Origin of the sequence: Hahella ganghwensis DSM 17046 (assembly GCF_000376785.1) — a bacterium.
GTDB lineage: Bacteria > Pseudomonadota > Gammaproteobacteria > Pseudomonadales > Oleiphilaceae > Hahella > Hahella ganghwensis.
In genome coordinates this window covers 1-25,723 of record NZ_AQXX01000070.1, presented here as the reverse complement: position 1 = coordinate 25,723, position 25,723 = coordinate 1, and the positions used below count along the sequence as shown (strand labels likewise).

The window sequence follows — 25,723 nt, the reverse complement described above, 5'->3', positions numbered from 1 at the left end:
GCCCATCGACAATAATTGGGTGGAAAACCAGATCCGGCCTTGGGCGCTGGGTCGTTCCAACTGGTTGTTTGCCGGATCGCTGCGCAGTGGTCAGCGGGCAGCGGCAGTAATGAGTCTGATCCAATCGGCCAAACTGAACGGACATGATCCCTATGCTTATCTGAAAGATGTGCTGGCGCGTCTGCCGACGCAGAAGAACAGTGCCATTGCTGAATTACTGCCTCACAACTGGAGCGGTCCGGTCAACCTGTGATAGCCGGACGCTTACCCCTAAAAAACTCGGGGGCATCAATATTGAAATTATTCATTCAGAAAAAGGAATCAATGTATGAATATACTGCTATGGATTATTCAGGTTTAACTCGCACTGCATACACTCATGGGAGCTGTTTGGAAGTTCTCCAATTCCGAAGAAACGGTTTCTTCACTACAGGCGATTCCGCACAGTGTCTGGCTATCATTAATTGTCTTTGAAGTACTTTGCAGTCTGTGCCTGATTCTCCCAGCCCTGAGGAAACCGTTTGCTTGGCTGGCTCCCTTGGGAGCTGTTGGCGTTGGGCTCGAGATGCTGTTCTTTTCCGGTGTATTGATCTACTCGGGAGATCACAATTATGGGCAAATGGTGTATTGGCTGATTGTAGGAGCCATTTGCTTATTTCTGGTTTACGGAAGGACTGTGCTGAAACCGCTACATGCCAAAGCTTAGTCAAGTGGGGCGGTCCTTAAGGACCGCCCTTGTGTGCGCCTAAAGCACAGGTTTACAAGAACTCATGTGTTTTATGGGCGCCATTCAACCGCGCCTAAATCACAGTGTCCAACCCCATCTCCATCTCCATCATATGCCGTTTCCATTGAAAGCTGATCATGCCTGGCGCAAGGAGTAGCCACTGCATCTACCGCTATGCCACTGGGCCTTGGACGGTAATAAATGTCAAATAGCTCATGGTCTTTTACAGGTTCCAGCAAGGAAGTAAAGGTTGTTGAGCTATCTATTTCAACATCTGCCGAACATCGGGAATACTCCTCATCCCCTATCACTAAGCCCACATGACTAAACTGCTCCACATTCCATAGGTCGCAATCTTGAGGACCGTAATCACTGCCTAAACCATTGTTGACGATAATTGAATATTTTACATGGGTGTCACCACCATTGATGATGATACCGGTTCCATTATTGTTGACAATCGTGGTTTGAGTGATCCATACACTGCCGTTCCGGGAATGAAGCGCAGGAATAAAGTCTGAATCCGTATGATTCTGCTTATTTTCACCCTGGTTTTCTGATATGGTGCTACTAACTATCCTTAGTTGCCCCTTGGGTTCATTACTAATAGCAGTACCATACGCTTCGAATCCTGTGCTGAGAGTCTGGTTTTGATAAAACAGACTGCGCCGGATATCCGCAACCCCCCCATTGGCCAGCGCCCCGCCTGTCACCTCCTCGTAACCGCCTCCGGCTACAGTGTTTTCTTTAAACACCGAGTCCCGGACAATCAGGCGACCGGAGTTATAGACTCCCCCGCCTTGCCCGCTTTTTTCCGGGTTCACAATACCATTCTCAACAATGCGGGAATAATAGATGCGAAGCGTTCCATCGTTGGCGATGCCACCGCCCTTTGGAAATTCATTCGCATAATCAGGCTCACTCAGTTTGTTCAGCTGCAGCTTGCTGCGATAGAGTTCGGTTTCACCACTATTCAAAAGTCCGCCACCATTAAAGGGGCTATTACCACCAGTAATGGTGAGATTCTTGAATCTTACCTTGCCGCTCACCACGTGAAATACCCGTCCACGGGTCGTACCTTTCACGATAGTGTCATCCATAGATCGTCCGACAATCACGACATCATCTGTAATGTCGAAATCGTCGGTTTCGTTGTTATTTTCGTCATAGAATACCTCATCGGTTTTAACATCCTGGGGAATGCTGAGAAGGTAGGTTTCTGGCCCGAGATAAATTGTATCTTGTCCCGGCGTTTGGTTTGCGTGCTGGATTGCTTCCCGTAAGGAACAATCCCCATCACAGGTACCGTCGAACGTATCATCCATTTTTGTTACATGAAAGGTCTGCGCAAGCCCCGTTGTGGCGATAGCAGACAAGAGAATAGCAGATGAGAGGTTGATATATTTCACTTCTTATTCCTTTTCCTTGTGAAGTCAAATAGAGCTAAGGAGCCTCTGAAAATCGTTTGCCAAGCCACCAACATTTGAAGTTTTAGGGGCAACGTAATCGATTCAGAGGTTCTCTAGGTTTATCTGAATGACAAGTGAAATACTGTCCGTAGTTATGTCTATCCCTAACGGCTAAAGTATGCTACTGCGCAATAAGTCTATTATCCAAAACTCGCCGCAACCTGATAGGCCGGGCGCTGTCTGATTCTGGCAAGATACGCCAGAATATTGGAACGCTCCTCAAGCAAACCAATACTCTCTGCAATTTCAAAAATCAACGTCATCATAATATCTGCCGCCGTAAATGTGTCACCGGCGAAATAGTCACGCTGACCCAGCGTCGACTCAATATAGGAAAAATCCACATCAATTTCTTTGGCGATATAGCCATCCATTGCGCAGTTGCCGTTTCGCTCCTCTTTTTGCATTAGTAAATGCGAGATAACTGGTAAGCCAAGAGAACCTTCAGCGAAGTGGGACCACTCCAGATACCGGTAGTACTCAGGTGTTCCCTGAGGCGGCCTGAATCGCTTTTGTTTATCCTGATCAATGATGTATTCCATTACGGCACTGGATTCACATAACACCAGATCGCCGGCGACTACCACAGGCGCCTTACCCAGGGGATGAATATCTTTCAGACTTTGAGGTGCCAGATGAGTGTCCGCATCACGTTGATGATCCACGCGATTGTATGGCATCGAAAGCTCTTCCAGCAGCCATAACACGCGTTTTGAGCGGGATTGGTTAAGGTGGTGCACGGTTAACATAATTCGTACCTGAAGAATTGAATTACTGGAGCTTTCTGGCATTACCTGAGATTGCTCATGGCAACACCAAAAAGCTGCTTTAGAAAGTGTTCTGAGAATTTTGAGATCGTGTCGGCCTGCCAGGATGACGAGCCTTCCAAATTCCAAAAATTACAGGGCTGCCGTCAAAATCTGGCGACTGACATCCGGCGTAATATCGCCATGCTCACCCAGTTCGGTCATGCCGTGCTTAGTCAGTTTTTCGATAAGCGTGTCAATGGCAGATGCATTGATGTCGATCTGGGAGAGACGAACAGGCACTTGCATCATTTTAAAGAAATGCTCAGTTAACGCGATCGCCTTACTAATACGGGAGTCTTCATCCCCTTCGGTCAGATCCCAAATGCGTTCTGCATATTGTAAAAGCTTGTCACGCTTCGCTTCACGGCACACTTTCATGACCGCCGGCAAGACAATAGACAGTGTTCGAGCATGATCAACACCGTAGGTTCCGGTAATTTCATGCCCGATCATATGCGTGGACCAATCTTGAGGCACACCAGCACCTACTAGCCCGTTAAGCGCCATCGTGGCGGCCCACATAATGTTGCCACGAACCTCCAGGTCATTCTTTGTATCTGCCGCAAGCGCTTTGGGGCCTTCTTCTATCAATGTGAGCAACAGCCCTTCCGAAAAGCGATCCTGCACCTTGCCGTTCACGCTGTATGTTAGGTATTGCTCCATGGTGTGCACAAATGCATCGACCACACCGTTACTGATTTGCCGGTCTGACAATGACAGCGTGACCGACGGATCAAGCACAGCGAACACAGGTCTTACCAAAGGACTATGGAATGAAAGCTTATCGCCGTTTCGGGTGACCACTGCACCGGCGTTGGTTTCTGAGCCCGTGGCAGGAAGGGTGAGCACGCACCCTATCGGTAACGCCTGCTCAAGACGCTGGCGTTTAACAACAAAATCCCAGGGATCTTCACCTTTGAATAGAGCTGCTCCGGCGATAAATTTGGTGCCATCTATCACCGAACCGCCACCGACAGCCAGGAGGAAGTCAATATCGTGCTCGCGAATCATCTCCAGAGACTTCATCAAGGTGTCATAACTCGGGTTTGGCTCAATACCAGAAAATTCAAACCAGGTATGCTCTTTCAACGCCTCGGCGACTTGATCATAAACACCATTTGCTTTGATCGACCCACCGCCATAGGTCACCAGAATTCTTGCCGATGCCGGTATGGCCCTCACTATCGCTTTGATCTGCCCTTCACCGAAATGAATCTGGGTCGTATTTTGAAAACTGAAATTCAACATTAAAGGCTTCCTTATCTAAGAGTCCCATGTTCCTATGAAGTGAATGTTTATGACGTAAGTGCGGCCAGCAGCTTGTCTGCAACGAATTCTGAACTGGCAGGATTCTGACCGGTGATCAACAAACCATCCTGGACCGCAAAGGCACTCCAATCGGCGACTCTTTGATAATCTCCACCACGTTGTTTCAATTCATCCTCGAGCAGGAACGGAACAACATCTAACAATTGCACAGCTTCCTCTTCGGTGTTTGAAAATCCCGTTACTGCCTTCCCTTTTACGGCGTATTCCCCCTGACTGTCTTTGACATTTAAAAGGACTGCCGGTGCATGACACACCGCCGCGACGGGCTTATTGGAATCCAGAAAGCCTTCTATAAGCGCAATGGAGTCACGGTTGTCAGTCAAATCCCATAGAGGTCCATGACCACCGGGGTAAAACACCGCATCAAAATCATCAACTTTTACATCGGCCAGTTTTGTTGTGTTTGCCAGCAACGCCTGTGCCTCCGTATCTTCATCAAAGCGTTTGGTTGAGGCGGTTTGAAAATCAGGCAACTCACTCTTTGGGTCAATTGGCGGGTGTCCACCGGCAGGAGATGCAAGCACAACCTGAACGCCTGCGTCGACCAATACATAATAAGGTGCCGCGAATTCTTCCACCCAAAAGCCAGTTTTTTCACCTGTGCTTCCAAGTTCTGAATGTGACGTCAGAACCATGAGTACCTTTTTAGTGCTTAGATCAGATTTCGTGTTCGGGTCGGTCATATTGTTTCTCCTTCGCCAGTCAAACAGCTGGTAAATCAATCATTGGGATTAGTGTATTGCTCAAACCCAAATCTAACAATATGCAATAATTTAACTTCATTGTTAGTATAATTAATACAATAGAGTTGAGTCATGGAGTCACAGGAGAGAATGACCTTATCATTCGAGCAACTTAAGAGCATGATGGTCTTTGCTCAGATTGTTGAGCAAGGCAGTCTTACAGCCGCAGCCAGGCATATTGGCCTGTCACGAGCTGTCGTGAGCTATCATCTCAAGAAACTAGAGTCTCAACTGGGCGTTAAGCTGCTCAATCGCTCTACTCGCTCAATCAATCTGACAGAAGCCGGAGACGCTTATTATCAGTCTTGCCGTATCATTGCTGACCAGGCCGCCACAGCCAATCAACAGATAGAAAACCTCAAAAAGGAGCCCATGGGCTTGTTGAAAATCACCTGTCCGGTCAATATCGGTTTACAGGTCATCGTGCCAGCACTTAATGACTTTCGGTGTCGCTATCCGAAAATAGCGCTAGATGTCATGCTGACGGATGAGGTAGTCAACATTATGCAGGAAGGCATCGACCTGGCGATAAGGGGCGCGCCGCTACCGGACTCGGGACTACAGGCAAGAAAGCTTTCCACGCTACCTACCTGTTTGTGTGCCTCCCCCGGCTACCTAAAAAAGCGTGGGCGCCCAAAAGTCCCAACAGATTTGGAACAGCATGACTGGGTGGTATACAAGCTCTCTTCCGGTGCAGTTGACATCAGAAAAGGTAGCCGCTCCTACAGCATTGCGGTCAAAGGCAGTATCACCACCAATAATGCCGCTGCGAGAACGGCTTTTATCGAAGGCGGTCACGGCGTGGGTCGTGTGCCTGTCTATGATGCCCAGCCAAGAATCCAGGCAGGCACATTGGAATTGGTCCTGGAAGATTACGAGTTAAGTGATATCAACGTTTATGGTGTATTTCCCCCAGGCAGTGCCAAATCCAAAAAGCTGAGACTATTGATTGATTACCTGAAAGAATATTTCGCGAAGATAGACCGCTAGTGAACGCGATAACATACCCTTAAACTTAATAAGTTAAGATTCAAGGCGCCTTACCTGTGCGATTCATAGAGAACGTTTCAACCTCATTCAACACCCTTTCACGGTAGTTTCTGATCACGCCCTCCTTTTCCATATCCCTTAAGATTTTTGTGAGAGGTTTCAGCATATGGCGATTCTTTGTGTGAAGGTAATGGAAGCCGTGAATCACTTCTAACGGCGGCTCTATAGGGAGGAGGTCTTTAAACCCCAGATCATTAATAATCTTAAGTCCATTTATCAGCCCATCTATTGCAATATCCGTTCTGCCGGCCTCCAGCATTTTCATTGCATTTTCGACAGTGTTAGCAGGCTCTACATGTGTCGAAGGTAATAAATTATCCTCGATGACTTTAACGCCACGGTTATACCCAACTTTAAAGGGAGTTAGACTCGCCCAGCCGCTAACTGAGATAGGGCTTTCTTTCCTGGCAAAAGCGACAATTTCTATCTCTGCTATGGCAACTGGCACTCTTATCAGGTTTTTGTATATATCATCCATTCCCTTGATTCTGAACAGCTCGCCATCAATCAGTCCGCTGTTGGCGGTGATAAGAGCGCGCTCTCCCGGTTGGGGAAGAACCTTCATGGTGATTCCCAAACGTCGATAAGCATCTGTCATGATGTCTATCGAAATATGTGTGATAGGATCTTCACCCTGAAAGGTGGAAAAGGTCACCTCTTGTGAGCGTGAATACCAGCTTACCCCCATCACAAGTAATAGAATTACCAGCCTCATCGGATGTTCGCCATAATAGTCTCAGAAATGTAAATCTATATGACTAAAAGTCTACGATATTCGCAGCACAACGCCAGAAATCCCTTCGATTCAGCCGGATACTATTTTTGTAGTTACGAGTAATTTGAAGGTGTCAGGAGGGTTGAAGGAAAATCGCGTCTATTACCTGGCCCCGAATGAGAAAGATTCCATTCTACGAATAGCAACACTGTTTTTCGTGCAACAGTAAGAAGGATTAGTAATTATTTTTTTGTCGCACCCATCAACCTTCTTGTTACACTTGCCAGCCTTCGCTCCTGTGCTATGACTATTAAGACAATGTACTATCCTATGACTGCCTGTCACATAACATATTTCGCTCCAGATTCCCGCCGCCCGAGCGGATGTTTGTGAGGCAAAGGCCTACAGTTATGAAGAAAGTGTATTTGCTCGCCATCACCTTGCTGCTTGTAAGCGCAAACCTTTCCGCCAAAGAAATTCAGTTTTTTACCCACAGCCTGCAAAACCAAACATTTATAGATAAACATGGGGAACTGAGAGGAAAAGAGCACGCGGGGAAAAGAGCTTTCGGTGTTGAGCTTATTCGCGCAATGATGGACTTATTGGAGCACCCCCATGCTATTACAGAGGTTCCTTTTAAGCGCGGATTGTATTTTGCCCAGCAGAGTCCCCGAAGTGCCTTCTTCAATTTGAGTCGAACGCCCGAAAGAGAGCGGACAGTCAAGTGGGTTGGTCCTATCCAGGTTGAAGAAGACTACTTCTATGAGATGAAAAAAGCGCCGACTGGTGTGACCACATTGGAAGATGCAAAAAATGTCGCAAAAATCTGTGTATTAAATGGAGCAGTACATCATACGATACTGTCAAACCATTATTTTACGAACATAGAAGTGGCCTCCAGCTATGTACATTGTTTTAAAATGCTCGAGCTGGGCAGAGTGCAACTGACACCTTCAGCCAGCAGTAGCGTACTGCATAAACTTAAAGAGGCTGGAATTGCTCCGGAAAAAGTTCAGCAGACTCCTGTCCTGTTACTACAGTCGGGTGGTTACCTTGTGTTTTCCAAGGATGTTGACGATGCAGAAATAGCTCAATGGCAACAGGCATTAGAACAGTTAAAAGCCTCCGGTGAATACCAACGTTTATACCAACGCTATTTTCTTCCTTGATCATCAGGCTCAGGCGGCTACTTGTATAAGGAGCGCCGCCTTTCCTTTGTGTCGGTCTAATTAGCCTTCGCGCGATAATTCATCGGAATCCATTCAAAAGCACCTCCATCTCTTTGTATGTGCCCGATACCGGGGAATGGAATATGTGCCGCCCCAATGAGGTAGCCTCCCTCTACAGCATCATTAAATGCATTGAGTCGCTGCCGGGCGGCTTTCGGCGAGTTGAGATCGAAATCGATGGTAATCTCCGGTCTCGCAAACTGGATATCCTGGCTATGCAATAAGTCACCGATAAACCGAATACGCTGCCCCTGACTTTCCGCCTGATAGACAGTATGACCTGGAGTGTGCCCATAAGTGTTGATTGCACTGATACCTGGAAACAACTCGCCCTCTTCACTAAAAGCTTTTACTCTTCCCGCCTTCAGGTATGTTCCAACGGACTGTTCAGCCCATTCAAAACCGACCTTGAGGGTATCGCTCACCTTGTCTTTGTTGTCGGAATTCAGCCAGAAATCCACATCATGTTGATCGGCATACACGACAGCATTTGGAAATGTCATCTTGCCATTGCGGGTTAAACCACAGGAGTGGTCGCCATGAATGTGAGTCAGCAGAACGGCGTCTATCTGTTCAGGTTGGTATCCTGCTGATTTCAGATTTTCCACTAAATGCCCTCCACTGGGCGCGAAAACATCACCCGCACCCGTGTCTACAATCGCCACATGATTACCAGTATCGATCACGTAGGCGTTAATAGAGGTTTCCACCTGCGCCCCATGATAGCGGCGAGCCAACAAACGAGCGACTTCTTCCGGAGAGGTATTATTCATTAGCTCAGTGAAGTCGACCATCACGGTGCCGTCAGAGACTGCGGTAATTTTGAAGTCACCCAAACGAATACTGTAGTAACCAGGATTCATTTGCGAGGATGTCGAAACCACCTCATTTTTCGCACTGTCTTCTGCATATGCCGGGAGTACAGTCAACGATCCGGAAACACTCAGTACTGCCGCACTTATGAGCGCAATACGCGAGAGCCTGTTTCTCTTGTTTGAATTTTGCATCGCTTGAAAGGGTTTCAACATCATAGATTCCTATTGGGGTTCATATCTTCTTCACTGCTTTTTTGTTCAAACGTCGGCGTTCTGCCGTTGCGTTCGAGCGAGAGCAATGATTCAATAGGCGCCATTATTGTTCAAATCGATTAATTTAATAATGAATATCATTGAAAACGATTTTAGAGGTGTCGATCTCAATTTGCTGGTAACACTTCTGGTGTTATTGCGTGAACGCAGTGTGACTCGCGCCGCTGAAAAGCTCCACCTGGGGCAACCCGCGGTGAGCGGCGCACTATCCAGATTACGGGAGCTGTTTGACGATCAGCTCTTGGTACGCACGGCACAGGGGATGGCCCCGACGGTGAAAGCCCTGCAACTGGAATCCGATCTGCTACCTGCCCTGCGTCATATACATGCTGCCCTGTTCGATCAAGAGGGCTTTGATCCCGCCACGAGCGAAGGCACTTTTACGGTGGGAATGGCAGATTGGGTGGAAATATGGCTGGGACCTATTCTGATCTCTGCAATGCATAAGCATGCGCCCAAGATTCGACTGGCCATAAGATCTGTCGATCCATTTCAGGGCCCAACCTCTCTTGAGCACGACGGAATGGACCTGGGGGTTGCCTGTTTTATGGGGGGCGGTCCGGCGTGGATGCGGCGGAAACAATTGTGTTCGATGGGGTTTCAGTGTGTTTATGACCCCACTCTGGTTCCGATCAAAGAACCACTCACCATCGAACAGTATGTTCACCATCCTCACCTGATAGTTTCATATAAAGGCGCTTTCGAAGGGCACGTGGATAAAGCTCTCGAGGAGTTACAGCGACAGCGCAATGTCCAGTTTGCATTAGCTCGCTTTTCCGCCCTTCCCTCAATACTCAGACGAGTTCCCGCTCTGGCAACCATGCCAGAGGTTGTCGCCAGTACGATCAGCTGTTCTACGGGGTTGCGAACCACAACACCGCCACTGAAGCTCTCCGAGGTCAGCGTGGATATGATCTGGCGCGCCACACGGGACAAAGACCCATCGCTTCGCTGGCTGATGTCGATGATTGAGTCCTGCATAGAAAACGTTATGAGTTCCAAAGAAGCTATCTAATCCTGGGAGAAGCTACCTATAACCCTGAGAAACACCAAGAAACGGCCCGACCACTGGTTTGGCAAGAGCTGGAAGTTATATCAACAAAATCAAAAGTTTCTGTTTCTCGCTCAGCCACCAGTAGTGATTCTTCAGTGCTGCAGCTTTTTAGGTATGGGAAGGAATTTGTGGACCCTCTTCTTGTATTTTTCATAAGGCTCGCCAATTTCGTTTTCCAGATCTTTCTCTTCAATCGGGGTGATAATAAAAATATACAGGGTTGCCATCAATGCCATCTGCATGTGCCCCACAGACATATCCGGACTAACCCACATCACGACAAACCAGCACAGGCTGATCGGATGTCGCGTCAAACGGTAAAGGTAATGGGCGCTAAACCCGGTAGATTGGGCAGCCCTTTTGGAAAGATTAAGCCATGCCTGACGAAGCCCAAAAAAAGCCCAGTGATCGATATTAAATGTCGCGAACACCATCGTTGCCCAGCCAACAAGATAGATGGCAATCAAGGCAGCTCGGATGTACTCGTTAGAGATGGACCAGAAGGTAGTATTGATAGGCTGCCAAAGGTAGACCAGCAAGTAAAATGTAAGCCCCGATACAAGTATATAAGTACTTCGCTCAACCGCATCAGGGATGGCCTGAGTCCACCATTGTTTAAACCAGGGGCGAGCCATCACTGAATGCAACACAAAATACCCTGTTACCAGAACGAAGTTTCCTACCAGGGGGATCCATATTCCCTGAGCCTCACCGCTGTCGATACCTTTGGGGACCAGGAAGTTGACGAGAAAGCCCATCATATAAAGCAGTGAGCTTAGACCAATTACATATGCCAGGATGGCATAGCACATTAAGGCGAATCCTTTCATGATTTAATCTCTCTATAGCCAGAGGTTAAACTTCCTTTTCAGCGCTCATACTACACCTTCACCAGCAAAAAACACTCCATAGGTCGTTTAACACCTTAGGTGCGTTTTAACACGATATTTACGTCAAAAGCTGCAAGAAGGGTTCGGGTATTTCTGTATACAGCTTAGCTATCAACTCGTTTTGTCGGCTGACATCAGTCTTCTTGAAGATATTCCTCATATGGCTCCGGGTTGTCGTGATGCTGATATGAAGCTTTTCAGATATCTCCTGAGGCGTCAGGCACCGGGATAACCAATAGGTGATTTCGGCCTCACTGCTGGTCAGCTCATAAAACTTGCTGATAATCTCCGGAGAAAAGGATTGAATCAGGCTTCCTCCCTTAACGAAAACAAGCACTTTACCTCGCTCAAAGGATGAAGACAGGCTTTCTATCTGCTCTCTAAAAGGGAAGATGAATACACGATATTTACTGTGTCGTTGTGGTTGGGAAATGGTGACGAATCCGCCAGGATGCTTTTGATGTGAATTGACACTGGCCAATGTATTCGAAATCACGGATTGAAGCTTTCGATTGTCGGCCGGAAATTGCGCAATCAGTTTTCTGTTTTTCAGAGAGAGACCTCGCCTGTCTCCCGCCAGATGCCTGGCATGCTGATTCATATGTACAACATTTTTCAGGCTATCCAGGATAAAGACGGCAGTATTCATTTGCTCCAATGCCATTTCAGAACAAGTTTCCAATACCATTCGGTTCACTTTCTCTTTAAAAAAGGTATAGGCTTGAGCCAAGTGGAGACACAGGAGCTCCAACATGGATTTGCCATCCTTTTCGACAGGCTTTTTATGGTAAATAATAGCCAGAAAAGCAATAACGTTATCGTCTCGATAAAAGGTCGTTCCCCCTCCCCCTTCCTTAATATCAAACGGGACCATCATGTCCGCATAGAACTCGGTGTGGATATATTCCCTTTTTGTAAGCAGCTCCTGATCACAAGCCACATGACCGGGCACAAAGATGTCCTGACTCCCCAAAAAGATAAAGGGATTGATGCTGCCGTAGTGGTCTTCGTACAACTCGATAAATTCATTCGCCATCACAGATTGCCTGGATAAGAAACGGCTCTCTCCAGTTGAAAGATCTTTTTCGACGATATGCACATGATCGATATCAAAGGTTTGCCGCATCAAACGGGCAAAATGCTCCCAGCCTTCGGCCACCAAATGAACTTGATATAACGCAGGAAGGACGCTTAACACTTTGGCTTCCAAGCTCATCTCAACACTCCTATTGATTATTATTCCTATAGACTTTCCTTGGTTCTTTCTTTTTCCAGATTTATTTTCAGAGATGAATCTGGAAAAAAAAGACATTTTATCAATTATTTTTTTTATTTGTCCTGTCGATTTTTTACAGAAACCAACGACTAGTGAGGGAAATCATTCATAAGATATAGAGGTATTGAGCATGAGTTACATTGATGGATTCGTGATCGCCGTCCCCAAAGCCAATAAAGAAAAATTCGCCCATCACGCAGAAACAGCTGATACAGCCTTTCTGGAGTGGGGAGCTATCCGGGTTTTCGAATGCTGGGAAGACGATGTTCCAGACGGAAAGACCACAGATTTTCGCCGAGCTGTAAAGGCAAAAGATGATGAAGCAGTGGTATTTTCATGGATTGAATGGCCGGACAAAGCCACACGAGATGCCGGCATGGAAAAAATGATGGCCGCCATGAAAAGTGATCCGCGCCTTAATCCGGAACAGAACCCCATGCCTTTTGACGGCAGACGCATGATTTTCGGAGGCTTCTCTCCATTGTTAGAACTCAGCCAGTAAGTCAGGCCGCAGGTCTTTGCATTTAGTGTAGAAGTTCAGACCTGATCTGAACTTCTACTTATCAGCTTCAGGATTAGCTATCTGCCACCCCATTTGCTTTGCAGAAATCTAACGCTGTAACTTAAGCGCCCCTGCTTTTTCTTTTTAGACAAACCAGTCCAGCCAAACCTATTCCCAACAAACTTAGCGCAGTTGGGCTTGGCACTGATAGTGTTGATGAAACCAGAGTGTTTGATGCCCAGATATCAAGATCGCCTTCTTCGAAGGATGCTCCTGCCCAAATAGTGGATCCGATGCCCGCAACGTTAAAATGCATCCAGTCAGAAGTTCTGACCGCTGTAAACTCACCGCTCTCAAATCCAGCGTAAAATGAATCAAGACCGCTCAAACTGATAGAGTTATCGCGCGTCAAGTTGTTTTGATAAGCGAATTCGGTGAGTATGCTAGCAAAAGAGCTCAGATCGAAGACAGCATCCGATATAAATGCCAAATCTTGAAACCGATCCATCCCCATTTCCGACAATATATCATCATCCCCTTTGCCCAGTTCATCAACACCATTGACTCCGGGCATATATTGGTGGGCAGATGTCGCCTCATTGTCATAGGTGACTGTCCAGACAAACCTCTGGCCATCCAGACTATGGGAGTCTGGAAAATCACTGGGATCAAGCACACTGGAATCAAACCCAACCCAATCCAGAGTTGTTTCGTAAGTGTCCGTTATTAATGCAGCACTCGCATTTAGTGATAAACAGGCAATGCCTATTGCCCCAAAAAAATTCCGCATGGAAACCCTCTGAATACAAACTGACTTAAGGCTCCATTTAGAGCCATTTTATAAGGGCACGCATCCTAACATGATCATGTGTCCTCTTTACACTCAACCTCAGTGACTTTCACTTTCTTTTACTGCAATAAAATCTGTTTAACCGTCACAGTGAGCAGCGAAAGGTGTCAGAATCACGCGCCCCTTTTCCAACAAGCGCACAGTAAATTGGCATTTATAAGGGGCAGCTTTTTTGCTTCCACGCACAACAAGTGTCGCTAAAGTTGCTAGTTTAATTCGCTCCGTGCAGGTGGCGTCGCTCTCTATCTGCCGCTGAGATATGCTCCATCATTTGTTTCATCATCATGTTCATCATTTCCATTTTTTGTTCCATCATCCGCATCCGATCTTCCATGTACATGCTCTGACGTTGCTGTTCACCCTTGCCCTCTGAACGCCCTCTTTGCATCATATGCAAGCCTTCCTGCATACTCTCCATATGCCTTTCCATTAAATTGTCGCGTTTCTCCAGATCTGTTTCGTCGTGGATTTCGCCCATCAGTCGGGCCATTTCATCCATATGAGAGTGCATCATTTCCATCATCTCCGGGTTCATCATTCCCATCGTCTCGGAGTTCATCATACCCATCATGTCTCCCCTGACCTGGGCGTTCCCCTGATTGGCCTGATGAGCAAAAGCTGGCGTAGACAACATCGCAGTCACTATTAATGCTTTAGCGTAAAGTTTCATCTTGCGATCCCCTATTGTGAATTGAACATTCGGATAAAGTCGCAGGAAAAGTATAAGACTCATCCAGTCTTTGCGCTCCAGCAAAGCTGGTTTCAACCCATATTTTCTCCTTTAATCATGAGAATGATCGCTATCCGACAGAAGAAAGTTCGTCAGATCTTCTATGTCCTGTTTAGACATTTGCCATCGAGGCATCAGATCATCCAGCCTCTCTCCGTTTGGCGTCATCCCTTGAGTAATTGCTCTTGCAAGTGAGTCGGCATCATAAACCTCGTGCTCATGTGTCTCCCAGACACTTCCATGCCCTTCTTCGTCATGGTTGTCACCTGTGAGAGACTGCCTGGTCAAGGGTGGTGCAGTTATCCAGAACCAGGGCCACATCCTTATCCCGCCTTCCCTGTACTCCCCATGACAGACGACGCATCCACCCCCATGCATTTTCATATGGTGATGACCTCCGGCTGTTGATATCGGGCGCCCTTGAAGGTCTTTGCCAGTAAAATAGATACGCTCCCCATTGCTCGAGAATGAGCGGTCGTAATAGTTGGACGAGTTAAAATGCCTTGGATCGGAACAACTTTGTAAAAATATCGAAGTCACCACAACTGAGATGAGAATTGCCGTCAGTCTGCTGCTCATATTGATTTCACTCCCGTGAAAACTCTTGATTCCTGACTGGAGCTTGCTTTGTCAGAAGTGCCGACCGATTCGCTGAATCCATTTAATAATCAGTATCTAACTTAAAGCCTTCTCGCATTAGAGTTTCATCGACACAAATATACTATGCTTTCCCTACCTTCACCTCTTGACAATGATCATTTTTTACTCAAAGCAAGATCTACCATTACTTACTTTCACTTACCTACTGGCCAGACTCAATGACGGGTAGTTCAAGGATAAATCTGGTGTAGTTATGCTCAGATACCACCCTGATCACTCCTCCGTGCAATTCAGTAATCGACTTGGCGATGGCCAGCCCGAGGCCGACTCCCTCTCCCTTTCTGTGCCGTGACGGGTCCACCCGATAAAATCGATCAAATAATCGGGACAGGTGTGCTGCCGGGATGTCTTTGCCACGATTTTCAATCGTCACCCTCGCTTTGAGCCCGTTCTTATTGCCCTGGACCTTCTCCACTCTCAGTTGCACAGTGGTTCCTTTGGATGAATGTTTAACCGCGTTACTGATCAGATTACCCACAGTGCGCTGTAACATGGTCTGGTCGCCCAATATCCATATAGGCTCGCCTTCAACATGAATGGCAACGCCCGATTCGTCAGCCCAGCCCTCATAGTAGTCGGCCAGTTCGTGCACCTCAGCCTTTAGGTCTATTTTGGTAAAAGAGAGGTTCATTAACCGGTTTTCTGTTTTAGCCAGGAGCAACATGTCATCAATCATTCTTGACATTTGTTCGTACTCTTCAAGACAGGAATACAATACCTCCCGATACTCATCCAAATCCCTTGACCTGCTTAAAGCAACTTCTGTTTGGGTTTTCAGGTTGGTCAAAGGAGAACGCAGCTCATGGGCAATATCCGCCGAGTAGTTAGCAAGGCGGCCATAGACGTCCTGCATTCGGTCCGTCATATGATCAAATGAGGTTGCCAGCTCAAGCAGTTCTCTGGGAACACTTTTCGAAAGAATTCGCACCGACATATTATCAAAGCTGATTCCACGTATTTGCTCACTCATTTTTCGGAGAGGTTTCAGCCCACTGACCACCGCTCCCCACACGGCGAATAACCCGATCAGTGTTCCCAGGATGGTATAACTCAGAAGAAAAGTACGACATTTGGAGATGAAGTTAAGATGCTCATCAATTTTCATAGCTGCCACGAGTCGATATCCCGGATGAGATTCTCCTGCGCCTGGAGCTACGACCATTGAAATACTACGAAAATTGGCACTGTCTGCCTGCCATAGGTGAACCTCACCAGGGGTTAGCTCCTTCAATCCAGCTTCCGTCAACCCTTCCAAGGCGGATTGAAATCCCTCAGTCTGATAGAGCAATTGACCATTTGTCAGTTCAACACGATATAGCAGACCGCTTTCTTCTGAGGTGACCAGGTTCAGGCGCCGGTTCAGAGATCGAAATTCTCCGATCTCCATAGGCGCTCTTAATATGGACGCTGTGGCTTCAACAGAGGATCTCAACAAGGCTGCATCCTGCTCCGCAAAATGTTGAGAAATTGAACGTTCCGTCATCCATCCATAACCCGCCAGCAGAATCAGAATAATGACGGCGACCAGCAGGGTTACTCGAATGGTCAGACCCGGTGGGCGCGAAAGTGGGTGTATGGGCGAGTGAAAAGAGATTTGAGAACTCATTGTTCCGACGCCTGAAGTTTGTATCCCATTCCCCGGATCGTATGTATCAACCGAGTGGGATACCCCTCATCCACTTTGGCCCGGAGTCTACGGATAGCGACGTCGACAACATTGGCATCACCATCAAAATTCATATCCCAGACTTGCGACGTAATGATACTACGGGGAATCACCTCCCCCTGCCGTCTTGCCAGCAACTCCAGGAGCGTAAACTCGCGTGCAGTGAGCTTGATCGGGTGGTCGCCCCGAATCACCGTCCGCCGATTAATATCGATAACCAAATCCTCGACGGTGATGCTTTCGTGGAAATTGACACCAGTACCACGCCTTAGCAGGCTTCGAATCCTGGCCAGCAATTCAGAAAAGGCAAATGGCTTCACAAGATAGTCATCAGCACCAAGATCCAACCCCTGCACCCGATCCTCAATACTGTCCCTGGCGGTCAGGAACAGTACCGGGGTGAGGTTTCCACCCTCACGCATGAATTTCAGCACCTGCCAGCCGTCCAGATCAGGCAACATTACATCCATAATGACAAGGTCATAGAATTCGGTCGTGGCAAAGTGACGGCCATCGATGCCACAGTGGACCAGATCCACCGTAAATCCTGACTCTACAAGACCCTTTCTGAGGTAATGTCCGGTTTTTTCTTCGTCCTCGATGACGAGCAGTTTCATTTATACCTCACCATAAGCTCAATTAGATCGTTTCTTTGACGTCGCTGACTGTATCGATTGCCAACCATAGAACCTCAAGGGTTTCCTCTAAATGACAGAATGCATACCTAAACGTAATGAATGCGTCATCGGAGTGACAGCGGGCAAGGTCAAAACTTACAAGCGTCCGGAACAGTATTAACCCGTTCCGGAAAGATTCCACATTATTGTGGGGTATTTCATTGACTTACCGAGGAATTATTAACCATGAAAAAATATCTGACTTTTGGAACCCTGCTTCTGGCGTTGTCTGGTTCAGCCTTTGCCCAAGGAGGATACCATTGGGAAAGCCGCCAGGATGATTCAGATGGGCATGGAGCAAACGTATCAAGTAGCAATGTCACCGAAGCTCGTCAGATGAACCATACTGCGGTTGAGCACAAGCGATACCTCTTCGATATTGAACCCAGCCCCTTAGCACTGCGTAAGAACATGGACCTGAACCATAAAATGTCCGGAATTACCAGACAAGGAGATCAATCAGCTTCAGGCAATCATGTGAATGGCTTAGGGTCCTGATCTCAGAGGGGTGCTACGTTCAGCCAATAACCGGCCGACAGCTTGTTGCAGCACAATTCCCCCAGCGTCATGCTGTTTGGGAGGGTCGTTCTTAGCAGATCGATTGTGCTGCAGCTACAGGGAAAACTCCCCATTATCAGGACTCGTTCGTTTTATAACTTAGACAGGTTAATTGCATTGATTTCCCCAGGTGGGTCATTATGATATTTTCACTAATACCGCAGTGATCTTTACCAATACCGATCTTTACCAACGTAAGATTACGGAGTCTAATCAATAACTGATGCAGGTAACACTTGGTAACAAGCTGTATTGGCATTCAAACGATACTAAATAACAGATATCAAACAACAAAAGCTATCGAGTAGAAAATGATGAAAATACGACAAAGTCTGGTGGCCCTCACAATGTTTTTGGCCTCTTCCCAACTCTTTGCACACGGCATGATGGAAGGAACCTATCCCAAGGATGGTGCGGAAATGATGGAGCCCGCAGACCGTATCGAGATGAATTTCGAAAAGCCCATGAGGCTGATGAAAATCGAACTGGAGAGTTCTGACGGCAATACTGTCAATATTGATTTTGACCGCTCCAGTGATGCCACAACCCACTTTAAAACCATGCTTCCCCAGTTATCCCCGGACACCTATGAGGTTCATTGGAAAGCCATGGGACAAGATGGCCATCTCATGAAGGGAAGCTTCAGTTTTATGCAACACTGATCCCAAGAGAAGGCTGAGCAAAAACATGATGTCGCTGACAACCTGGGAGTTTTGGACCGTTTTCAGTCGTTGGGTGTTGTACCTGAGCATGGCCGGCGCAATTGGGGGGGCATTCAATCTCCATCATTTGCGTCGATATGGCCTATTACGACAGAAACTGTTGCATTATACCCTGGGAGCTGCCCTCATTGGCATACTCGCCACCACTGTGCACTTCTTTGTCCGCGTAGGAGCCGTACTGGAAAGCGGAATTGCCGGCATGTTCGACAAGGATATCGCCTCGATGATGTGGGAGTCCGCATTGGGAGATGCCCTGCTGATCCGTACGATCGGGCTGTTGTTGCTGTTACTGGCTCTACTGCTTCGAGCCCTGGTACGCGGTCACGCGGGAGAGGACTTCGAACTCAGAATATTTGAATGGCTGATCGCCCTTGGGGGTGTCGTCATGATGGCATTCTCCTTCACTCAAACCGGCCATGCGGTCGAACAGCCGTTTCTGTTTCAGTTGGCTCTGGCCATTCATATATTGCTGACTTTTTGGTGGATGGGGTCGCTATACCCGTTGTGGCTGCTGTGTCATCATCTTCCTATCAATGATGCCTTTCAGGAGTTGGACCTGTTTGGCCGCCGTGCCGTCTTCGCTGTACTGACACTCTTGGGGTGTGGCCTGTTTTTAAGTTACGAGTTAACCCAGTGGCAATCATTGACGACCAGCGAGTACGGTGAATACTTGCTCATTAAACTGGCACTGGTGGCTGCGATACTGGTGCTGGCAGCAATACATAAGTTAAAACTGGTTCCCAGGATACTGCACAGGCAAAGCACGGATTTCCTGAGAAACTCCATTTTGACCGAAAAAATCATTGGCGGCGGAATTCTGGCTATGACGACCATATTGTCTACGCTTGTTGGGCCTGCTCATTAGCAGGCTGTTTTTTCTGGCTGCTCTACAAGAGCTTGTCGAAGATCGCATTCAATAGACGGGAATAAGCAAATACACAGGGATAGGACCGATCGATATGAATCCAGTTCATTCAATGCACAGCAAACCTGGCGGTAATTCGACTCAGGAGGATGGCCAGGGCTTATGACAAGCAGCACGGATAGGAAGCCAAAGGTTTGTTTATTGGGCGGCTACGGGAATGTGGGGTTGCGCGCCGCAAAACTATTACACCAGAAGCGGCAATTCGACATCATTCTTGTCGGCAGAGACCAAAGAAAAGCGACTGAAGCCGCACACTCAATAGGCCCCGATTGCCAAGGTCTCGGCCTTGACACGAAGGCCCCGGATGCTCTGGATCAATTGAAGAATTATGAGGTTTGTCTCAACCTGACCGAAGCCACGCCTGTATCGCTGGAGGCCGATTTGATTACAAATGGCACCCATATCATCGATAGTTCGGCCTCACCCGGATATGCGGCAGACCTGCGTGACGCCGTCAACGCGCAGCCCTCACCAGAAGCGACTTGCGTCCTTGAAACCGGACTGGCACCTGGCTTGACCAATTTATTGGCTTATAAGATCGTCCGGGAGCGCCCGGACACATGTTCTGTCGATGTACTTATCCAGATGGGAATGGGAGTTCACCATGGATTAGCAGCAACCGAGTGGATGCTCCAGTCATTAGGAACCTCTTACCCCTTCAAATCCGGTGGACAATGGCAAGATGAATTTTCCGGTCATCTTACCCGTTATTTCCCCTGGAGCGAAGAGCTCCGCATTAAAGGTATCGGCTTTGGGTTCAGTGACCAGGTCAGTATGGCCAGGGACTTTGACCTTACACAGGCAAGAACATTTCTTGCAGTTGATCCGACATGGGTTACATGGCTTCTTCAGTGGTTGAGCGATTCCCTCCTGGACAAGCTCGTGATCCGGCACTCAAAAACGGTTGCCAAAGCTTTATTAAAACTGCCCAAGATGGGAAGTCCGAGGACCCGCTTAATACTGGAAGGTCGAAATGCTTCTGGCGAATTAACCCAGGTTGAAAAACTACAGGGCGGCCCTCAATCAGAGCTTACTGCCATTGTTCTCTCTGAAGCCGTCGCGACGCTTCTCCGTTTAACAACTGATCTACCACCTAAAGGCATCCAGCCCCTGCACAACCTGTTGGACGCAACCGCAATTCTGGAAGTGATTGATCAGTATCGTGCACAAGCCGGCGATTCAACCCATAGAGAACGGAACAACAAGGACAGATTAACCGCAAGTCAATAGTAGTATTCCAGCCCTACTTCGACATAATCATCCTTATGCAAGATATGGAGAGGATCTTGCGGGTCATGGCCATCAAATAGCCATCCGTTTATTCTCCAGGTCCAGGCATTTGTGATCCTGCTCGAAGCTTCAATCTTTACCGCTCTGGAGTCTGAGTTCTTAAGATCCTGGGTCACCCCAAACAGTATCTCTGTTCCTTCCTGATCGTTGACTGCCAGTCTTGCGCCGACAAAAAGGTCCTGTTGCCAGGCTGTCGTCGCTGCCTGTCCCCGCGAATCACGTAAAAACTCCATCAACAAACCCAGGTCCATATTGCTGTCCGCTACTCCCACATAACTGTATTCAAACCCGGCAGTCAATGCCGCATATTCCTCAGATCCTGTATCACGCCACAGAGCTTCAGCGACCCATGACCAGTCACCGTACAGCCATTGAAAATCCAATCCAGCCTGCTTGATTTGGCGATAATAGGGGACCAGACGGCCACCTTCATAGATAAAATCAGGATCACGACCTGTTCCCTGAAAATAACTCAGCCCTGCGTCCCAGGAGCTCATGCGAACACTGTATCGAAAGGCCGCATCTAGATGCCTGTTGTCCTCTGAGGATTCAAATCGGGCAGCTGATGTATCTACACCCGGCATGGTCAAACGACCGTCTTCTCCGGCAAAAGTCCTTTCCCTGAAATACGGAAGTAGGAAAGCGTCGAGTGTCCCCCACTCCCTATACCAGGAAACATGCAACATCGGCTGCCCAAGTTTGTCTTCGCCATCGACAGCTTCTACCGCGTCCGTCTGGTTAACAATATCCACCAGATGCTGGGATTCTGTCACACCCCAGAAGACTTTGCCGATTCCGAAGCGCACTTCCAGATCGCCAGTCTCGTAGTAGTATCGCGCCATAAATTCCCGAATATCGCCGTGGGTCCGCTCATTATCCAGTGCATCCAGCCTGAGGAAGGGAATCAGAGTCACACTGGCCTGATTATCCAGAAAGGACTTGTAGAATTCGGGCTCGACAAATACTGATGGCTGATATAACTCTTGCCCCTGCTCTCCCTTACTGAAAAACTGACGATGTTCAATCGCCGCCCTCCCTCTGATTTCTATTTCATTGGCTTCAGTAATCGCAGACAGGAGAGTCCACATCATCAACCATGCAACATTAGTGTACTTCATGGTTTCTCTTTATAATTTCCTTTATATCTCTCCATATTGCTCTTCATCGCACTCGTTTGAGGGTCGCGACATTGAAGTCCTTTTCATTCAGCCCAACCCTGAACTGTAAATCTTGAATGGTCAGCACGGTGCTTTTCCCGGTCTGATGATTCACCATTGTCAGTTTGTGGGCGCGCCAGTATTGATCCAGGTATTGCTGATAGTCTTCCAGATAGAGAGTCTTCAGCAGCGCCCCCTTGCGATCATAGAATTCGGTTTTAAGCGGTTGATAACGTTTCTTTTCTAGCCAGACGATCTGTTTGGCGTAACCGGAGTACTCGTCAGTGGGAATCTGCTCGATCACAAACGTCTCAACGCCCTGAAGCTCCTCATCTTTCAGGTAATCGAATTCATATTTGCCCAGCTCAAACGAGGTCATGTCTTCATAAGCGAACTCACTGCTCATGAAAGGTCCTGATTTGTTCCGGGAAGCGATGCGCTTGACTCTCTTGATTCTTGGTAAATACAGCCACTGGTCATCTGGGCTGTTGGTGTGAGAATAAGTTAGAAAAGCTGTGCCCTGAACGTCTCGGGGTTCGTCAAATATCGTCAGCCCCTTGTCTCCGTCTCCTTCAATTTCCAGGGTTCTTACCCTCAGTTCTCTGACGCTGGTCTCCCCCAATGCGTTCTTCAACAGCATACTGACAGACGACACCGAATCGCCCCACCCTTTATCCCGCAGTTTGCGTTCTTTGGCTATTTCCAGCCCTCTTTCGGAGTTGGCCATCGTCAAGGTCGTAAAAAAGACCAGGACACCTAACAATATCCCTCTTTTAATCATGTTTTTTCCTCTAGGTATTCTCTTGATTGATATAAGTGCGCGCTATCCGCCAGAGGAGAGCCTTTCGCTATTGGAGAGCCCTCAGCTAACATAGAGCCCTTAGCCGATAAAGAGCCCTTAGCCGATGACGAGGCCTCAGCTATTGCAGCCCCCCCTACTAAAGGAAAGTCCTCCTCAGAGGTTTGGCGGTCGGCAACAATAAGTACCGCTGGAAGAAGCAGGAAGTCGACAATCAAAGCAATGAAAATCACCAGCGCACTGAGCAGTCCCATGTCCGAGTTAACTCTGAAACTGGACAGAGCGAGTACTGAGAAACCCGCCACCAGTACGACAGTGGTAATCCACAATGCGCGACCGACTGTACCGAAGGCGTAGAAGATCGCTTCCTCCGCAGTGCTGCCTTGCTTACGTGAATACTGATACTTGCTCAGAAAGTGAACGGCATCATCCACAACAATTCCCAGCGTGAGCGATACCACCACTGATAGCCCGAGGTTGATTTCGCCAGAGATCAGCGCCCAGGCTCCAAAGCCCAATATCACCGGCACGATTGTTGGCAACAGACTGATAACACCCAGCCTGAGTGACTTCAATGCCACCACCAAAAGCGCTGAAATCAATACGAGCATGATTGGAAGCGATTTCAGCATGCTGTACATATTGGTCTCACCAATATGGGCAAACATGAGCGAAGGACTGGATGCCACAATCCTGTAGTCCGGAGCATGACGGCGGAACCAGTCGTAGATTTCCTCTTCCAGAGCAACGAGTTCACTGCTACCGAGGTTTTTCGTAGTCAGTTGTACTTTGACCGCAGATTTATCGATATCAACCTCATTGTTGATGTCCAGTCCATACGGCAGAGAAAGCTCATATAACAGCAGATATTGAGCAGCGGCTTCCCGATCCTCGGGTAAGCGGTAATATTCTTCCCGGTCGCCATGCAGGTTTTTGTTCAGTCTTTTATAGGTATCAGCCAGACTGGCAACGTGATCGGTTTGTGGTTGATCCCTGACCCACCGGGTAAACTCATCCAGAGTGGCAATAAATTCAGGATCCACCACCCCCTGGGTCTGCCCAGTTCTGATGGCAATACTGATATTAGTCATCCCGCTGACATGCTGCTCCATATAGTCAGCAGCTAGCCTGAAATCGTGACTGGTATCAAAGTATTTTACGGGTTCGTCATTGACGTGATTCTGCTTCATCATAAAACCAGCAATCACCACAATGAGGACAGAAAACACGAAAATACTTCGGTTGTATCTGAGAACGATGCCGGGGAGCCATTGGAAGAACCCTGAGGGGGCTGAATTTTGATCCCCTCTGACTTTAAAGGGCACCAGAAGCAGCAGTACCGGCAAAAGGAAAATGGAAAACACACAGGCCAGCATTACTCCGAGGGCTGACAAACTTCCCATATGACGCAGGACTGGGGAGTCAGATGCATTCATAATCAGGAAACCGATGGCAGTCGTAACGGAGGTGACCAGAATGGCCATGAAATTCAGACGCAGACTATGAGCAATCGCCTCCCGCTTATTCATGCCCTGACGCCTGGCGTCGTGTACGGATGTGATCAAGTGAACGCAATCGGCCACCGCCAGCGTCATGACCATGGTGGGGACATTGACTGTGGCAATACTGAGATACATGCCAGCCCAACCATATACTCCCATAGTGGCCACAACCGTTGCGACAATAATGGCCATGGTCAGCATGACGCAGGTAGTTGAGCGTAACATCACTATCAATAACAGGGTAATGACCGCCAGCATTAACGGCACCAGGGTCATAATGTCCTTCTGCGCAGCCTTGGTAAAAGACGAGTTCATGGCCACAATGCCAGCCTGATAAAATGAGACCTCCGGATAATTTTTCTCATAGGAAGCAATCATCGTATCGGAATAGCTCATAATCTCGGCTACCCGGGCGGTCTTGTCGCCACCAGGCAACTGAAAGGTAATATTGATGATGGCCGAGTCACCTGATGCTGAGACGAGCGAGCCCTTCAGTCGCGGAGCACTTTCCGCCACTGATCTGATCTTGTCGATATATTCCGTTTCAAGCGGGTACCCTTCATAGATCAGATCTTCTACCAGAAGGTCATCTTCCCGAGCCTCGGTATGCTGATAATTGGCAATGGAATCCACCCGGCTTGAATAAGGAATATTCCAGGCGTCTTCTGTGAGCAGTCTGATCAGCTCCAGAAATCTCTCATTGTAGATATCCCCACTATCAGGAGCCACAATGATCGCCAGACTATCCGTCTTATTAAACGTCCCCTCAATTTCATTGAAAGCTTGCAGCTCCTTATTGGTGTCATCAAAGAAAATACCGTAATCACCTCGAAAAAAGAGGTTTTTATTGCCAATCGAACAAATGACGAAAAGCAAGAGCATGAATGTCAGGACCGTCTTCGGATGAGACAGCAGCCGGCCAAATATTCGTTCTGTCATATAAACCTCCACTGAAAATAGTTTCAGTTAGTTGTTATGCTATCGGATACTATAACCGGCCCCGGTGGATGCCTGAGTTCAGGCGATTCCGGTCACCAGCTCCATGTTTCCAAAAGGTGTTTCAAGTGTCCGGGTACAGATCTCCCCGAAACCGGCCTGGTGCAGCGCTTCGCTAACGGCTCCCGCTTCCAGTGAAAGGCTGCCCGCCTGTAATTCGGCATGAATCCGGCCCACTATGTGAAATTCAGGGAAAGTCCGATCCTGGTTACAATGCTGTTCACTTAAGTGTTTGAGTTAGCGCAGGGCTTAATAGAAAATCCAATGATGGAAACATCATCGGATTTTTTATGGATTTTCAGCAAGACCT

27 protein-coding genes are annotated in these 25,723 nt (G+C 47.9%); 10 read left to right on the top strand and 17 right to left on the bottom strand.

The genetic code is table 11. From position 1 onward, the window contains the following. Together F566_RS0103635 and F566_RS34730 are read left to right on the top strand one after the other, a co-directional pair. A partial coding sequence (locus F566_RS0103635) for an IS66 family transposase (RefSeq protein ID WP_020405614.1) occupies positions 1–253 on the top strand: 253 nt, incomplete at its 5' end. A 126-nt stretch (positions 254–379) separates the two neighbouring features. Then, positions 380–706 (top strand): hypothetical protein, encoded by a 327-nt coding sequence (locus F566_RS34730; protein ID WP_020405613.1) that lies wholly within the window; start codon positions 380–382, stop codon positions 704–706. 71 nt (positions 707–777) lie between these two features. On the opposite strand, the gene F566_RS0103625 is transcribed toward F566_RS34730, so the two are convergent. From F566_RS0103625 to F566_RS0103610, 4 genes are all read right to left on the bottom strand, one after another. Beyond that, positions 778–2,136: a CSLREA domain-containing protein gene (locus F566_RS0103625; protein ID WP_020405612.1), complete on the bottom strand. Its 1,359-nt coding sequence runs from the start codon at positions 2,134–2,136 to the stop codon at positions 778–780. A 200-nt stretch (positions 2,137–2,336) separates the two neighbouring features. Further along, positions 2,337–2,945 (bottom strand): glutathione S-transferase family protein, encoded by a 609-nt coding sequence (locus F566_RS0103620; protein ID WP_020405611.1) that lies wholly within the window; start codon positions 2,943–2,945, stop codon positions 2,337–2,339. Between the two features lie 150 nt (positions 2,946–3,095). Further along, a complete protein-coding gene (locus F566_RS0103615) occupies positions 3,096–4,253 on the bottom strand; it encodes an iron-containing alcohol dehydrogenase (RefSeq protein ID WP_020405610.1) in 1,158 nt (385 codons plus the stop codon). A 47-nt stretch (positions 4,254–4,300) separates the two neighbouring features. Continuing rightward, on the bottom strand, positions 4,301–5,017 hold the full coding sequence (locus tag F566_RS0103610) for a type 1 glutamine amidotransferase domain-containing protein (protein WP_020405609.1): 717 nt from the start codon (positions 5,015–5,017) through the stop codon (positions 4,301–4,303). Positions 5,018–5,167: 150 nt separating this feature from the next. Here F566_RS0103610 and F566_RS0103605 point away from each other — a divergent pair, with 150 nt between their 5' ends. Next, entirely contained in the window at positions 5,168–6,067 is a 900-nt protein-coding gene (locus F566_RS0103605) for a LysR family transcriptional regulator (RefSeq protein ID WP_026179729.1), read from the top strand. 40 nt (positions 6,068–6,107) lie between these two features. Here F566_RS0103605 and F566_RS0103600 read toward each other — a convergent pair whose 3' ends face one another. Continuing rightward, entirely contained in the window at positions 6,108–6,842 is a 735-nt protein-coding gene (locus tag F566_RS0103600) for a substrate-binding periplasmic protein (RefSeq protein ID WP_020405607.1), read from the bottom strand. A 410-nt stretch (positions 6,843–7,252) separates the two neighbouring features. On the opposite strand from F566_RS0103600, the gene F566_RS31810 reads away from it, so the two are divergent. Next, positions 7,253–8,011: a substrate-binding periplasmic protein gene (locus F566_RS31810; protein ID WP_020405606.1), complete on the top strand. Its 759-nt coding sequence runs from the start codon at positions 7,253–7,255 to the stop codon at positions 8,009–8,011. Positions 8,012–8,067: 56 nt separating this feature from the next. Here F566_RS31810 and F566_RS0103590 read toward each other — a convergent pair whose 3' ends face one another. Next, positions 8,068–9,102 carry an MBL fold metallo-hydrolase gene (locus tag F566_RS0103590; protein WP_026179728.1) on the bottom strand — a complete coding sequence of 345 codons (1,035 nt, stop codon included), beginning with the start codon at positions 9,100–9,102 and terminating at the stop codon, positions 8,068–8,070. 127 nt (positions 9,103–9,229) lie between these two features. Between F566_RS0103590 and F566_RS0103585 the strand changes: the two genes are divergently transcribed. Then, on the top strand, positions 9,230–10,174 hold the full coding sequence (locus F566_RS0103585; protein WP_020405604.1) for a LysR family transcriptional regulator: 945 nt from the start codon (positions 9,230–9,232) through the stop codon (positions 10,172–10,174). 131 nt (positions 10,175–10,305) lie between these two features. Here F566_RS0103585 and F566_RS0103580 read toward each other — a convergent pair whose 3' ends face one another. Beyond that, positions 10,306–11,043 carry a methyltransferase family protein gene (locus F566_RS0103580; protein ID WP_026179727.1) on the bottom strand — a complete coding sequence of 246 codons (738 nt, stop codon included), beginning with the start codon at positions 11,041–11,043 and terminating at the stop codon, positions 10,306–10,308. 118 nt (positions 11,044–11,161) lie between these two features. Beyond that, positions 11,162–12,319, bottom strand: a complete 1,158-nt coding sequence (locus F566_RS0103575; RefSeq protein ID WP_020405602.1) for a helix-turn-helix transcriptional regulator — start codon at positions 12,317–12,319, stop codon at positions 11,162–11,164. 190 nt (positions 12,320–12,509) lie between these two features. Between F566_RS0103575 and F566_RS0103570 the strand changes: the two genes are divergently transcribed. Then, positions 12,510–12,881 carry a DUF1428 domain-containing protein gene (locus tag F566_RS0103570; RefSeq protein ID WP_020405601.1) on the top strand — a complete coding sequence of 124 codons (372 nt, stop codon included), beginning with the start codon at positions 12,510–12,512 and terminating at the stop codon, positions 12,879–12,881. A gap of 121 nt (positions 12,882–13,002) precedes the next feature. Here the strand turns inward: F566_RS0103570 and F566_RS0103565 are convergent, their stop codons facing one another. The 5 genes from F566_RS0103565 to F566_RS0103545 form a co-directional block, all read right to left on the bottom strand. Next, positions 13,003–13,671: a PEP-CTERM domain protein gene (locus F566_RS0103565; RefSeq protein ID WP_020405600.1), complete on the bottom strand. Its 669-nt coding sequence runs from the start codon at positions 13,669–13,671 to the stop codon at positions 13,003–13,005. 271 nt (positions 13,672–13,942) lie between these two features. Then, positions 13,943–14,401: a hypothetical protein gene (locus F566_RS31805; protein ID WP_169334430.1), complete on the bottom strand. Its 459-nt coding sequence runs from the start codon at positions 14,399–14,401 to the stop codon at positions 13,943–13,945. A gap of 111 nt (positions 14,402–14,512) precedes the next feature. Next, positions 14,513–15,040 (bottom strand): c-type cytochrome, encoded by a 528-nt coding sequence (locus tag F566_RS36155; RefSeq protein ID WP_033415741.1) that lies wholly within the window; start codon positions 15,038–15,040, stop codon positions 14,513–14,515. A gap of 223 nt (positions 15,041–15,263) precedes the next feature. Further along, complete coding sequence (locus F566_RS0103550) at positions 15,264–16,727, bottom strand: heavy metal sensor histidine kinase (protein WP_020405597.1); 1,464 nt, start codon at positions 16,725–16,727, stop codon at positions 15,264–15,266. Next, on the bottom strand, positions 16,724–17,404 hold the full coding sequence (locus tag F566_RS0103545) for a heavy metal response regulator transcription factor (protein ID WP_020405596.1): 681 nt from the start codon (positions 17,402–17,404) through the stop codon (positions 16,724–16,726). Before F566_RS0103545 ends, F566_RS0103550 begins: the two co-directional genes overlap by 4 nt. Positions 17,405–17,650: 246 nt before the next feature. Between F566_RS0103545 and F566_RS0103540 the strand changes: the two genes are divergently transcribed. The 4 genes from F566_RS0103540 (at position 17,651) to F566_RS0103525 (ending at position 20,899) form a co-directional block, all read left to right on the top strand. Then, on the top strand, positions 17,651–17,962 hold the full coding sequence (locus tag F566_RS0103540) for a hypothetical protein (RefSeq protein ID WP_020405595.1): 312 nt from the start codon (positions 17,651–17,653) through the stop codon (positions 17,960–17,962). A 371-nt stretch (positions 17,963–18,333) separates the two neighbouring features. Then, a complete protein-coding gene (locus tag F566_RS0103535) occupies positions 18,334–18,684 on the top strand; it encodes a copper resistance CopC family protein (protein WP_211210577.1) in 351 nt (116 codons plus the stop codon). 25 nt (positions 18,685–18,709) lie between these two features. Then, positions 18,710–19,609 (top strand): copper resistance D family protein, encoded by a 900-nt coding sequence (locus F566_RS0103530; protein ID WP_020405593.1) that lies wholly within the window; start codon positions 18,710–18,712, stop codon positions 19,607–19,609. Between the two features lie 162 nt (positions 19,610–19,771). Beyond that, positions 19,772–20,899, top strand: coding sequence for a saccharopine dehydrogenase NADP-binding domain-containing protein (locus F566_RS0103525; protein WP_020405592.1), 1,128 nt, complete (start codon positions 19,772–19,774; stop codon positions 20,897–20,899). Here F566_RS0103525 and F566_RS0103520 read toward each other — a convergent pair. From F566_RS0103520 to F566_RS36745, 4 genes are all read right to left on the bottom strand, one after another. Continuing rightward, complete coding sequence (locus F566_RS0103520) at positions 20,893–22,077, bottom strand: hypothetical protein (protein ID WP_020405591.1); 1,185 nt, start codon at positions 22,075–22,077, stop codon at positions 20,893–20,895. The two genes, F566_RS0103525 and F566_RS0103520, sit on opposite strands and share 7 nt — an antisense overlap. Before the next feature lie 43 nt (positions 22,078–22,120). Further along, positions 22,121–22,897, bottom strand: coding sequence for an outer membrane lipoprotein-sorting protein (locus tag F566_RS0103515; RefSeq protein ID WP_020405590.1), 777 nt, complete (start codon positions 22,895–22,897; stop codon positions 22,121–22,123). Beyond that, positions 22,894–25,356, bottom strand: coding sequence for an efflux RND transporter permease subunit (locus tag F566_RS0103510; RefSeq protein WP_020405589.1), 2,463 nt, complete (start codon positions 25,354–25,356; stop codon positions 22,894–22,896). The genes F566_RS0103515 and F566_RS0103510 overlap by 4 nt, the downstream gene beginning before the upstream one ends. A gap of 78 nt (positions 25,357–25,434) precedes the next feature. Beyond that, positions 25,435–25,590, bottom strand: coding sequence for a hypothetical protein (locus tag F566_RS36745; protein WP_020405588.1), 156 nt, complete (start codon positions 25,588–25,590; stop codon positions 25,435–25,437). Positions 25,591–25,723 lie beyond the last annotated feature (133 nt).

Bases quoted from the DNA above. Each gene is read 5' to 3' on its own strand.
- F566_RS0103575 (WP_020405602.1), bottom strand. From the start codon at position 12,319: ATGAGCTTGGAAGCCAAAGTGTTAAGCGTCCTTCCTGCGTTATATCAA.
- F566_RS0103565 (WP_020405600.1), bottom strand. From the start codon at position 13,671: ATGCGGAATTTTTTTGGGGCAATAGGCATTGCCTGTTTATCACTAAAT.
- F566_RS34730 (WP_020405613.1), top strand. From the start codon at position 380: ATGGGAGCTGTTTGGAAGTTCTCCAATTCCGAAGAAACGGTTTCTTCA.
- F566_RS0103545 (WP_020405596.1), bottom strand. From the start codon at position 17,404: ATGAAACTGCTCGTCATCGAGGACGAAGAAAAAACCGGACATTACCTC.
- F566_RS0103540 (WP_020405595.1), top strand. From the start codon at position 17,651: ATGAAAAAATATCTGACTTTTGGAACCCTGCTTCTGGCGTTGTCTGGT.
- F566_RS0103605 (WP_026179729.1), top strand. From the start codon at position 5,168: ATGACCTTATCATTCGAGCAACTTAAGAGCATGATGGTCTTTGCTCAG.
- F566_RS0103520 (WP_020405591.1), bottom strand. From the start codon at position 22,077: ATGAAGTACACTAATGTTGCATGGTTGATGATGTGGACTCTCCTGTCT.
- F566_RS0103515 (WP_020405590.1), bottom strand. From the start codon at position 22,897: ATGATTAAAAGAGGGATATTGTTAGGTGTCCTGGTCTTTTTTACGACC.
- F566_RS0103610 (WP_020405609.1), bottom strand. From the start codon at position 5,017: ATGACCGACCCGAACACGAAATCTGATCTAAGCACTAAAAAGGTACTC.
- F566_RS31805 (WP_169334430.1), bottom strand. From the start codon at position 14,401: ATGAAACTTTACGCTAAAGCATTAATAGTGACTGCGATGTTGTCTACG.
- F566_RS0103580 (WP_026179727.1), bottom strand. From the start codon at position 11,043: ATGAAAGGATTCGCCTTAATGTGCTATGCCATCCTGGCATATGTAATT.
- F566_RS0103535 (WP_211210577.1), top strand. From the start codon at position 18,334: ATGATGAAAATACGACAAAGTCTGGTGGCCCTCACAATGTTTTTGGCC.
- F566_RS0103615 (WP_020405610.1), bottom strand. From the start codon at position 4,253: ATGTTGAATTTCAGTTTTCAAAATACGACCCAGATTCATTTCGGTGAA.
- F566_RS36155 (WP_033415741.1), bottom strand. From the start codon at position 15,040: ATGAGCAGCAGACTGACGGCAATTCTCATCTCAGTTGTGGTGACTTCG.
- F566_RS0103550 (WP_020405597.1), bottom strand. From the start codon at position 16,727: ATGAGTTCTCAAATCTCTTTTCACTCGCCCATACACCCACTTTCGCGC.
- F566_RS31810 (WP_020405606.1), top strand. From the start codon at position 7,253: ATGAAGAAAGTGTATTTGCTCGCCATCACCTTGCTGCTTGTAAGCGCA.
- F566_RS0103510 (WP_020405589.1), bottom strand. From the start codon at position 25,356: ATGACAGAACGAATATTTGGCCGGCTGCTGTCTCATCCGAAGACGGTC.
- F566_RS0103525 (WP_020405592.1), top strand. From the start codon at position 19,772: ATGACAAGCAGCACGGATAGGAAGCCAAAGGTTTGTTTATTGGGCGGC.
- F566_RS0103590 (WP_026179728.1), bottom strand. From the start codon at position 9,102: ATGATGTTGAAACCCTTTCAAGCGATGCAAAATTCAAACAAGAGAAAC.
- F566_RS0103600 (WP_020405607.1), bottom strand. From the start codon at position 6,842: ATGAGGCTGGTAATTCTATTACTTGTGATGGGGGTAAGCTGGTATTCA.
- F566_RS0103585 (WP_020405604.1), top strand. From the start codon at position 9,230: ATGAATATCATTGAAAACGATTTTAGAGGTGTCGATCTCAATTTGCTG.
- F566_RS0103530 (WP_020405593.1), top strand. From the start codon at position 18,710: ATGATGTCGCTGACAACCTGGGAGTTTTGGACCGTTTTCAGTCGTTGG.
- F566_RS0103620 (WP_020405611.1), bottom strand. From the start codon at position 2,945: ATGTTAACCGTGCACCACCTTAACCAATCCCGCTCAAAACGCGTGTTA.
- F566_RS0103570 (WP_020405601.1), top strand. From the start codon at position 12,510: ATGAGTTACATTGATGGATTCGTGATCGCCGTCCCCAAAGCCAATAAA.